Origin of the sequence: Deinococcus seoulensis (genome assembly GCF_014648115.1) — a bacterium.
Lineage (GTDB): Bacteria > Deinococcota > Deinococci > Deinococcales > Deinococcaceae > Deinococcus > Deinococcus seoulensis.
Map to the genome: position 1 here is coordinate 116,974 of NZ_BMQM01000010.1, position 8,691 is coordinate 125,664.

The following is an 8,691-nucleotide window of genomic DNA, read 5'->3' on the forward strand; positions in this document are numbered from 1 at the left end:
ACGGAATCCATATGAACACAGCCCGCCTGAAGATGGAAGCCCGCCTGCGCCCTGTGCGTGTGGCGGGCTTCTGTTGTGCTGTTCAGGCCGCGCGGGTGGGCAGGGGGGTGCGGGGCGTGGCATGCTGGCCGTGTTCCCTCTGTTCCACCTGCGTTCCATGACTTCCTGCGGTTCTGTCCTGCGGTCCAGGCCCCCACCTTCCCCGAGCCTCCACCCTCCCCGAGTCCCTCTGCCCGACAAGGAGCCCGCGAATGACCACACCGACTCCACCCGCGCCGACCTCACCCCCGAACCCGGCGCTGGCCGCGCTGGGGTACGCGCCGGACGACCGCGTGGTGATCTTGCACGCGGACGACCTGGGCATGTGTCAGGCGACCGTGAGTGCCTGCCTGGACCTGTTCGGGGCGGGCACGCTGTCGTCGGCGTCGGTCATGACGACCTGCGCGTGGGCGGCGGCCGCCGCCGGGGTGGCGCGTGAATTCCCGGACGCGGACCTGGGCGTGCACCTGACCCTGACGAGCGAGTGGAGCGAGTACCGCTGGTCGGCCCTGAGTACCCGCGACCCGGCCACCGGCCTGCTGGACGCGCAGGGGCAGCTGCACGCGACCGTCGAGGCGGCCCGCCTGCACGGCGTTCCGGCAGCCGTGCGCGCCGAGATGGACGCGCAGATCCGGCGGGCGCTGGACCTGGGCATCGAGGTCTCGCACGTGGACGCCCACATGGGCGCCGTCGCGCATCCCCTGTTCCTGCCGGACTGCATCGACCTGGCGCTGCGGCACGGCGCCGTCCCGATGTTCCCGCGCCTGGACAGTGCCGGGTGGCGCTCGCACGGGCTGGACGCGCGGGACGCGGCGCAGGCGGCGCAGTTCACGCAGGCGCTGGAGGCCCGGGGGCTGCCGCTGGTGGATCACCTCGTGATGCTGCCGCTGCACTCGGGCGGGGATCAGGTGCCCCTGATCGAGGACCTGCTCGGCAGCCTCCCGCCGGGCCTGACGCACTTCATCCTGCACCCCGCGCGGGACACGCCGGAACTGCGCGCCATCGCCAGCGACTGGCAGGGCCGGGTGGCGAACCACGCGGCGTTCATGGACCCGCGCCTGCCCGGCGTGATCGAACGCAGCGGCGTGAAGGTCACCTCCTACCGCGCGCTGCGGCCGCTGCTGGGCGCGGCGTTGCCATGATTCCGGCTGCCGCCCCTGCCGCCCCACCTCCCGAACTGCTGCCCGACACGACCTCCGCGCAGCGCTGGCGGTACGCGGTCATGAACTTCGGGCTGACCATCCCGGTGCAGACCGGCAGTTTCCTGCTGCTGTACTACGTGGACGACCGCCGCATGGACCCCGCCTGGGCCGCGACCGCCCTGACCTGCTTCGCCGTGTACAACGCCGCGAACAACCCGGTCATCGGGTTCCTGAGCGACCGGACCCGCTCACGCTGGGGCCGCCGCATTCCGTTCGTGCGCTTCGGGTTCCTGCCGGGCCTGATCCTGTTCGCGCTGCTGTTCTCGGCACCGTTCGACGGCGTCAGCAGCCCCGCCGCGCTGCTGGTGTACTTCGTGGTCGTCTGGACACTCTGGGAGACCTTCAACACCGCCGTCGGCACCGGCTACCTGTCGCTGCTGCCCGAGATGTTCCGCACCTTCCAGGAACGCACGGACGTCGCGTGGCGCATGAACGCCGTGCAGGTCGCCGGACTGCTGATCGGGCTGGCGCTGCCGCCCCTGCTGGCCGGACTGCTCGGCTGGGGCGTCATGGCGGCCCTGTTCGCCGTGCTGGCCGCCGCCGCGATCCTGGCCGGGCTGGGCAGCCTGTTCGAGCGTCCGGGCACCGCCGCGCCAGGACTGGGGTTCTTCCGGGCGGCGCGCGTCACGTTCCGCAACCCGGCGTTCCTGACCGTCGTGGCCGCGCAGACCATGCGCTTCTTCTGCACGGGCACGCTGGCGACCGGCATGGGCTTCTACGTGCGCTACAGCCTGGGCGAACCGGGCGGCGCCGCCACCACCCTGCTGCTGGCCTCCGCGTTCGTCACGGCCGGCGCGGCCCTGTGGCCCTGGCGGACCTACGTGACCCCCCGCCTGGGCGCACGCGGCACGCTGCTGCTGGCCTTCGCGCTGGGGGCCGCCGCGCTGATCCCGCTGGCGCTGGTGAACACGCTGACCGGCGCGCTCGCCTCGACCGTGCTGTTCGGCGTGGCGCTCTCCGGCATGATCCTGATGGGCGACGTGATCCTGGGCGACGTGATCGACGAGGACGAAATCCGCACCGGCGAGCGCCGCGAGGGCCTGTACTACGGCATGTCCGGCTTCATCACCACCCTGAGCGCCGCCCTGACCGCGCAGGCCTTCGGAGCGGTCACGCGCGCCAGCGGCTACGACCCCACCCTGACCACGCAACCCGACGCGGTCGCCGGGGGCTTCCGCTTCTTCATGACCGGCCCGCCCATCGCGGGCGCGCTGATCGCCGTGGCGTTGCTGGTCCTGTACCCGCTGCACGGCGAACGCCTGAACGCCGTGCGCGCCGCCCTGAACCGCAAACGAACCGAGCAGGCCGCCCAGGGCGCAGGCTAGCCCGGCCCCCCGGCCCGACGCGCCTGCACGAAGCGTTCGCGGCCGGTCAGGTCGGCGTGCAGTTGGGCGTCCCAGCCGTCTGCGCGCAGTTCGTCTGCCAGCGTGGCGGCGTTGCGCGGGTCGAGTTCCAGCCACAGCTCCCCGCCCGCTGCCAGTGCGGCCGGGGCCTGTGCGGCCAGCCTCCGGGCCAGGGTCAGGCCGTCCGGGCCGGAGTACAGCGCCATGTCCGGGTCGCGCTGCACTTCCGGGTCGGCGTGCGCGCGGTCCCCGTCCGGCAGGTACGGGGGGTTGCTGACGATCAGGTCGAACGGGCCGGTCACGCCCGCCAGCAGGTCCGCCTGCACCCACGTGACGTCCAGGCCGTTCAGGGTGGCGTTCTCGCGCGCCAGGGCCAGCGCGCCTGGGCTGAGGTCCGTGGCGGTTACGGCCGCGCCGGGGCAGGCGGCCTTCATGCCCAGCGCCAGTGCGCCCGTGCCGGTGCCCACGTCCAGCACGCGCGGCCGGGGCCTGGACTGCACGCCCGGCAGCAGCAGGTGCAGCAGCCACTCGGTTTCCGGGCGGGGCACCAGGGCGCGCGGGTCGCTGCGGAGCCGCACGCCGCCCCACTCGACCTCACCCAGAATGTGTTGCAGCGGCTCGCGCGCCGCGCGGCGGTCCAGCAGCGCCGCGTAACGCGCCTGACCGTCCGCGCCGACCGGTTCGTGCGCGCGGGTCAGCAGCGCCGTGGGCGTCAGGTGCAGCGCGCTCAGCAGCAGTTCGCGGGCGTCCACCTCCGGGGAGGGAACGCCCGCGCTGCCCAGCCGCGCCGCGCCCTGCCGTAACAGGTCACGCAGCTGCACGCCCTTACCCGTGGCGGGGTTTGATGATCAGTCGCCGGGCGTTGCCCTCCCCGATGGACTCGCTCATCACGTCCGGGTGTTCTTTCAGGGTGATGTGAATCACGCGCCGCTCAGAGGCGGGCATGGGCTGCAACTCGTGCGGCTCGCCGCTCTTGGCGACCTGCACGGCCAGCCGCTCGGCCAGCCTGGACAGCGCCTCGGCCTGCCGTTTGCGGTACCCGCCGATGTCCACCCGCACGCGCAGGTTCCCGCGGCCCTCCTGCTTGGCCAGCACGGTGTACGCCAGGACCTCGATGGCGCCCAGTGTGCGGCCGTCCCGCCCGGCGAGTTTCGCGGCGTTCTCGCCGGTGATCTCGGCTTCCAGGGCGTCGTCGGCCTGCGTGACGCTCACCTGCAGGTCCGGGTCGATGCGGGTCAGCAGGCCGCGCAGGAAGGCTTCCAGGGCGGCCCTCGGGTCCTCGGGCGTCTCGGGCGCAGGCGCGGCGCTCAGGGCGGCGTCCGGAGCGGGCGGTGGCAGCTCGCTCTCGTCGGCGTCGCTGATGCCCAGCCCCGCGAGGTAATCGTCGAGGTTCGTGCGGTTATCCATACCCCGCAGTCTAGCGCGGCCCCCTCACGAATTTCCCACGGACTGCCCCGCCACGCGGGCCGCGAAGGTGCGGGCGCTGCGTTCCAGCAGGCGGTACATCTCCTCGAATCCGTCCTGACCGCCGTAGTAGGGGTCCGGTACGTCCACGCCCGGCGCGAGCGGATCGAAGTCCCGCATCAGTTGCACACGCGCCTCCGCGTTCGGCGGGCTCAGGCGGCGCGCGTCCGCGAGGTTCGAGGCGTCCATCGCCAGGATCACGTCCTGCTCGTAGAAATCTGCCGCCGACAGCTGCCGCGCCCGGCCCTCCAGGGGCAGGCCGTGCCGTGCCGCCACCTCCCGGCTGCGCGGGTCGGCGGGGCGGCCCACGTGCCAGTCACCGGTTCCGGCGCTGCTCACCACGGCTGTTACGCCCGCCGCCGCCAGTTCGCGCCGCAGCAGCGCCTCGGCCACCGGACTGCGGCAGATGTTCCCCAGGCACAACGCCAGCACCCGCAGCGGTTTTCCGGTATCAGTCATGCGCCCGATTCTGCCGGACGCGCGGGCCGTACACCACCCGCCGCACCAGCCCTTCCAGCGGCCCCTGCCCGAAGCGGGCCAGCCACCACGCGCTCAGCGGCACCTGCGCCAGCCCCACGGTCAGCGACAGGGCCAGCCCGGCCGCCGCGCCCCACCGTCCGAACTGCGCGCCCGCGTACGGGTAGAACAAAGCGGTCATCAGCAGGCTCTGCGTCAGGTAGTTGCTCATGGCGGTGCGTCCACTGGCCGCCAGGGGCCGCAGCCACCCCAGCCGCCCCCGCGCGGCCAGCAGCCCGATCACGCCCACGTACCCCAGCGCGGACGCCAGCCCGCCCCCCATCCGGACCGGCAGGGCCAGCGCGCCCGCCGCGTACTCCGGGCGGGTGTTCAGGTACGCCAGCAGCGCCCCCAGCGGCAACCCCAGCCCCAGCCCACCCACCGCCAGTCCGCGCAGCGTGCGCGTGTGCTCGTGCGGGCGCAGCAGCAACCCCGACCGCTGCGCCGCCGCGCCCAGGCAGAACAGCGCCAGCAGCCACGGCCCGTTGAACAGCGCGCTGCCCAGCAGTTCCGGCGAGAACTCGGCCGCGCGGGCCGCCACGTTCCCCGCGTAGGTGCCGCCCAGGTCCGGCAGGCCCGACCAGCGCGTGCCCGCCTCGCCCCGGCTGGCCAGGGCCGACAGCAGGTCCAGGCCCAGGTACCAGGTGCCCAGCACGCCCGCCATGACCAGCAGCGTGCGGGTGTTCATCCGCACGGTCGCCAGCATGCCCAGCCCCACCAGCGCGTACAGACTGATGATGTCCCCATGCCACACCAGCACGAAGTGCGCCGCGCCGAGCAGCAGCAGCGCCGCGTGCCGCCGCAGGAACACGCCCGCCCCGTGCCGTGCCAGCAGGCCCGCCGCGCCCCACCCGAACAGCATCGCGAAGATCGAGATGAACCGCCCGTTCGCCAGCACGTCCGTGACCACCTGCGCCGCGCGGTCCAGGCCCGATTGCCGCCACTCCAGAAATCCCGCGAAGTCCTGCATGTTCACGACCAGGATGCCCAGCAGGCTCAGGCCGCGCAGCACGTCCGGCAGCGGCGAGCGGTCCTGCACCGGCCCCCGCTGCGGCCCCTGCGGCACAGTGGCGTCGGGCGGCAGCGGCGCGGCAGCGGGATCGGCAGACGGCGCGGGATCGGTCATGCCCGCAGGCTAGCAGGCGGCCCGGCCGGCGTCCGGCGAGCCTGCACGGCCATAAAAAACCGCCCCGGAGGGCGGTGATGTCGAACACTATAGCGTGGTATGCAGCCGGGATCAAGGCTATGCAGGCTGTGCCTGAACGACCAACGGCCCGCGCGGCCCGAGCGTCAGGCCCGGCAGCGGCGTGGGGTCGCCCCACACGGCCCGCAGGGGGGGCAGCGCCCCCAGCGTGTCGTGAATCAGCATCTGCGCGAGGTGCATGCCCAGGCACAGCCGCTCGCCGCCCCCAAACGGCAGGTACGCCCACGCGGGGGGTCTGGCGGCCCAGCGGCCCGGATCGAACTCGTCGGGGCGGTCCCACACGGCCGGGTCACGCCCACTCAGGTACGGCGAGTACAGCGCCAGCGCCCCGCGCGGCAACCGTATCCCGTGCCAGTCGAGGTCGCGGCTCAGGCGGCGGCTGCCCATCCAGCCCGGCGGGAACAGACGCAGCACCTCCTTCAGCACCGCCGCGTGATGCTCGGGCGCGTGCCACTGCGGATGCTGCGCCAGGAACCAGATCGCGTACGCCAGCGCGTGCGTGGTCGTGTCGTGCGCCGCCGCCAGCGACACCCGCGCCTCCTCCAGCCCGCCCGGCAGCGGCGCCAGCACTGCCAGCAGGTCGTCATGCCCCCGCCCGGTCAGGCGCACGTGCGCGAGGCGGCGCAGCTCGGCGTCCACCCGCGCGAACAGCAGCGGACGCGGAATCGCCGGGACCGGAAACGGACGGCGCAGCGGCGCCAGGAACGCGTGCAGCAGCCCCACGTCGAACTCCCCGCTGAAGTACGCGGCGTTCAGCAAATGCAGCACCGCGCCGTCCGCCCAGGCCAGCGCATCGAACTCCCCGTCCAGTACGCCCGGCAACGCCGCCCGCGTCCGCGCCTGCAACGCCAGCAGGTGCCCCCGCCCGAACCCCGGATTCATCAGCGAGCGCCGCCCCCCGTGCCCCGGCGCGTCCGACAGGATCACCCCACCCGACAGGTACGGCACGATCCGCGACAGGCTCCCCGCACTGCGGAACGTGCCCAGGTCCGTCAGCACCGCCCGGTTCCACGCCGCGCCCACCCCCACCACCGCCGGAAGGCCCAGCCGCAACCGGAACACATCCACGCCCGCCGAGCGCGCCCGCGCCGCACCCTCCTCGATCAGCGGCAGAGGCGACAGAGCCCAGTCCTGAAGGTGCCCGTTCCCCGGACGGGTCGGCGGTTCAGGCAGAAAACGGAAGTCACGCATGCCCCGGCATGCTGTCAGGAACCGCACTCCGGCACAAGCCGCGCCCGCACCCGGCAGGGTTAGTCCGGGTGCGGGCGCGGTAACGGATTTCAGGGCACCGAGTTCCAGACGTTGGCGTTCTGGTCATTGATGAAGGTCCAGAACTTGGTTCCGAGCTTGAACGCGGCGAACACGCTCGGGTCTCCTGCGACTGCCCAGAAGGAGTGCCCACCGCTGCCGTCATGGAATTCGCCCATGCGCCAGCCCTGCCCGAACTGCGTGGCGCAGATGCCGTCAGCCAGAATCTGTGAATTCATCACCGATCCGGACACCGGTGTCGTCAGGCGCACCTGACTCTTTGACCAGCCGTGGTAGAAGTCCGGGGTGATCCCGGCCGGCACCGGCAGATTGCCCGGGAGGATGCACAGCAGGGGCAGTACCGCCGTTTCCGGGGTGTCGCCGGCATAGGCGTTGGTGCCGGAGTGATTGCCGACGTTCACCAGGCGGTCCCTGACCTCGCGCACCGTCCAGGTCATGCCGCGCCGCAGCGCCGCCGGCTTGACCTTCTGGAGGCAGAAGGAGTCGTAGGCCATCCACGACACCCGCTCCGTGCGGCCCCTCACGGCGCTGGTGGAGTTGGCGTTGAAAGTGTTCACCTGCATGACGTTCGTGGCGGTCGTCGTCGTGAAGGTGTAGGACTGCGTGGCCCAGGTGGCGTTCGTCATGGGGGCCGAATCGAGCGTGGCGGCGCCCGGCGTGCCCCAGGGGTTGGGGGTCGCGCCGTTCCGGAACGCGACGCGGTACCGGGCGGGCGTGGGATTCGTGGAGGCGTTATGCTGCCGGGTCGCCAGCGTCAACCTGTAGGTGCCGGCGGGCAGGTTCACGTTCTGCTGGAAGGACTCACCGCCCTGACCGTACCCCCAGGCCAGCAGCCACCCCCTGGCACCGCCGAAACCAGGTGTGGGGCCGACCTGCGGGGTGTAGACCGACGGGCTCCAGCCGGGCACCACCGACGGCGGGAAATTGGTACTGCCGCCCACCGTGAAGTCGCTGACGTCGCCGTTGCGCAGCAGGTTGTCCCGGCAGCCGCGCGCCAGTTCCGCCTCGGCGGCGTTCGGCGCGGCGGCCCTCAGGTTCCCGGCCGTCTCACTGGCCGTGGGGCTTTCGGGCAGATCAGGCAGCGCCGCCGCCAGCGCCGCGCGGGGTGCGGCAGACAGCGAACCGGCTGGCGTGCGCTGCGCCGAAACTGGATTCAGACCCAGGGATGCGCTGATGGCCAGGGCAGCCAGGGAAAGGCGGGCGAGGGAACGCGGGGAAACCTGGGCGATTTGTGACATGACGCTCTCCTTAAGAACCCGGCGGGCTCTCAACATTTGGATTGAAGATTCTGGGATGCTCGCGGTCTGTTCCGTCGTTATCCGTGCATGGCTCTGCCCCCTTCTTTCCTGTTGCCTGCATACTGATTCCCGACCCCTGAACGACCCCTGAACGCTGATGAACGCGCCGGGCAGTCGCAGGGGTGGCACAGCAAAAACCCCGCACTGGGCGGGGCTTTGTATGACACGGAATCCGATTGAATGGTGTGCCAAAACCGTTCAATCCGAGCGGGGGGTAGTTGGCTGGAACTATGCCCGACAGGAAACGCCTTGAGGCCGTGACAGCCACGCTCGCAGCGTCCAAACGCGATCGGTCAGCCCAATCGCCATCGCCGGTGTGCGCTGGAGGTACTGTTGACGTCCCTTCGGGACGTCAA

Annotated in this window: 8 protein-coding genes; 2 read left to right on the forward strand and 6 right to left on the reverse strand. The window is 72.0% G+C overall.

Annotation, left to right across the window (positions count from 1 at the left end; translation table 11 throughout):
- Window positions 1-251: 251 nt before the first annotated feature.
- Window positions 252-1,181 (forward strand): polysaccharide deacetylase family protein, encoded by a 930-nt coding sequence (locus IEY70_RS09485; RefSeq protein ID WP_189064765.1) that lies wholly within the window; start codon window positions 252-254, stop codon window positions 1,179-1,181.
- Window positions 1,178-2,566 carry an MFS transporter gene (locus IEY70_RS09490; protein WP_189064766.1) on the forward strand — a complete coding sequence of 463 codons (1,389 nt, stop codon included), beginning with the start codon at window positions 1,178-1,180 and terminating at the stop codon, window positions 2,564-2,566. The genes IEY70_RS09485 and IEY70_RS09490 overlap by 4 nt, the downstream gene beginning before the upstream one ends.
- Here IEY70_RS09490 and prmC read toward each other — a convergent pair.
- The 6 genes from prmC to IEY70_RS09520 all read right to left on the reverse strand — a co-directional run bounded on the left by prmC (window position 2,563) and on the right by IEY70_RS09520 (window position 8,275).
- Window positions 2,563-3,405, reverse strand: coding sequence for a peptide chain release factor N(5)-glutamine methyltransferase (gene prmC, locus IEY70_RS09495; RefSeq protein WP_189064767.1), 843 nt, complete (start codon window positions 3,403-3,405; stop codon window positions 2,563-2,565). The genes IEY70_RS09490 and prmC overlap by 4 nt on opposite strands.
- Window positions 3,406-3,409: 4 nt before the next feature.
- The gene (locus IEY70_RS09500; RefSeq protein WP_189064768.1) at window positions 3,410-3,991 is read right to left on the reverse strand and encodes a Jag family protein; all 582 of its coding nucleotides are present in this window, start codon (window positions 3,989-3,991) and stop codon (window positions 3,410-3,412) included.
- Window positions 3,992-4,015: 24 nt separating this feature from the next.
- Entirely contained in the window at window positions 4,016-4,507 is a 492-nt protein-coding gene (locus tag IEY70_RS09505) for a low molecular weight protein-tyrosine-phosphatase (protein ID WP_189064769.1), read from the reverse strand.
- Window positions 4,500-5,690 (reverse strand): DUF418 domain-containing protein, encoded by a 1,191-nt coding sequence (locus IEY70_RS09510; protein WP_189064770.1) that lies wholly within the window; start codon window positions 5,688-5,690, stop codon window positions 4,500-4,502. Before IEY70_RS09510 ends, IEY70_RS09505 begins: the two co-directional genes overlap by 8 nt.
- Window positions 5,691-5,807: 117 nt before the next feature.
- The gene (locus tag IEY70_RS09515) at window positions 5,808-6,959 is read right to left on the reverse strand and encodes a cytochrome P450 (RefSeq protein ID WP_189064771.1); all 1,152 of its coding nucleotides are present in this window, start codon (window positions 6,957-6,959) and stop codon (window positions 5,808-5,810) included.
- Between the two features lie 89 nt (window positions 6,960-7,048).
- Window positions 7,049-8,275 carry a hypothetical protein gene (locus tag IEY70_RS09520; protein ID WP_189064772.1) on the reverse strand — a complete coding sequence of 409 codons (1,227 nt, stop codon included), beginning with the start codon at window positions 8,273-8,275 and terminating at the stop codon, window positions 7,049-7,051.
- Window positions 8,276-8,691: the final 416 nt, after the last annotated feature.

What these genes read in the sequence shown, in the direction of transcription:
- IEY70_RS09515 (WP_189064771.1), bottom strand. Translation starts at nt 6,959, where the DNA reads ATGCGTGACTTCCGTTTTCTGCCTGAACCGCCGACCCGTCCGGGGAAC.
- IEY70_RS09510 (WP_189064770.1), bottom strand. Translation starts at nt 5,690, where the DNA reads ATGACCGATCCCGCGCCGTCTGCCGATCCCGCTGCCGCGCCGCTGCCG.
- IEY70_RS09485 (WP_189064765.1), top strand. Translation starts at nt 252, where the DNA reads ATGACCACACCGACTCCACCCGCGCCGACCTCACCCCCGAACCCGGCG.
- IEY70_RS09500 (WP_189064768.1), bottom strand. Translation starts at nt 3,991, where the DNA reads ATGGATAACCGCACGAACCTCGACGATTACCTCGCGGGGCTGGGCATC.
- IEY70_RS09490 (WP_189064766.1), top strand. Translation starts at nt 1,178, where the DNA reads ATGATTCCGGCTGCCGCCCCTGCCGCCCCACCTCCCGAACTGCTGCCC.
- IEY70_RS09520 (WP_189064772.1), bottom strand. Translation starts at nt 8,275, where the DNA reads ATGTCACAAATCGCCCAGGTTTCCCCGCGTTCCCTCGCCCGCCTTTCC.
- IEY70_RS09505 (WP_189064769.1), bottom strand. Translation starts at nt 4,507, where the DNA reads ATGACTGATACCGGAAAACCGCTGCGGGTGCTGGCGTTGTGCCTGGGG.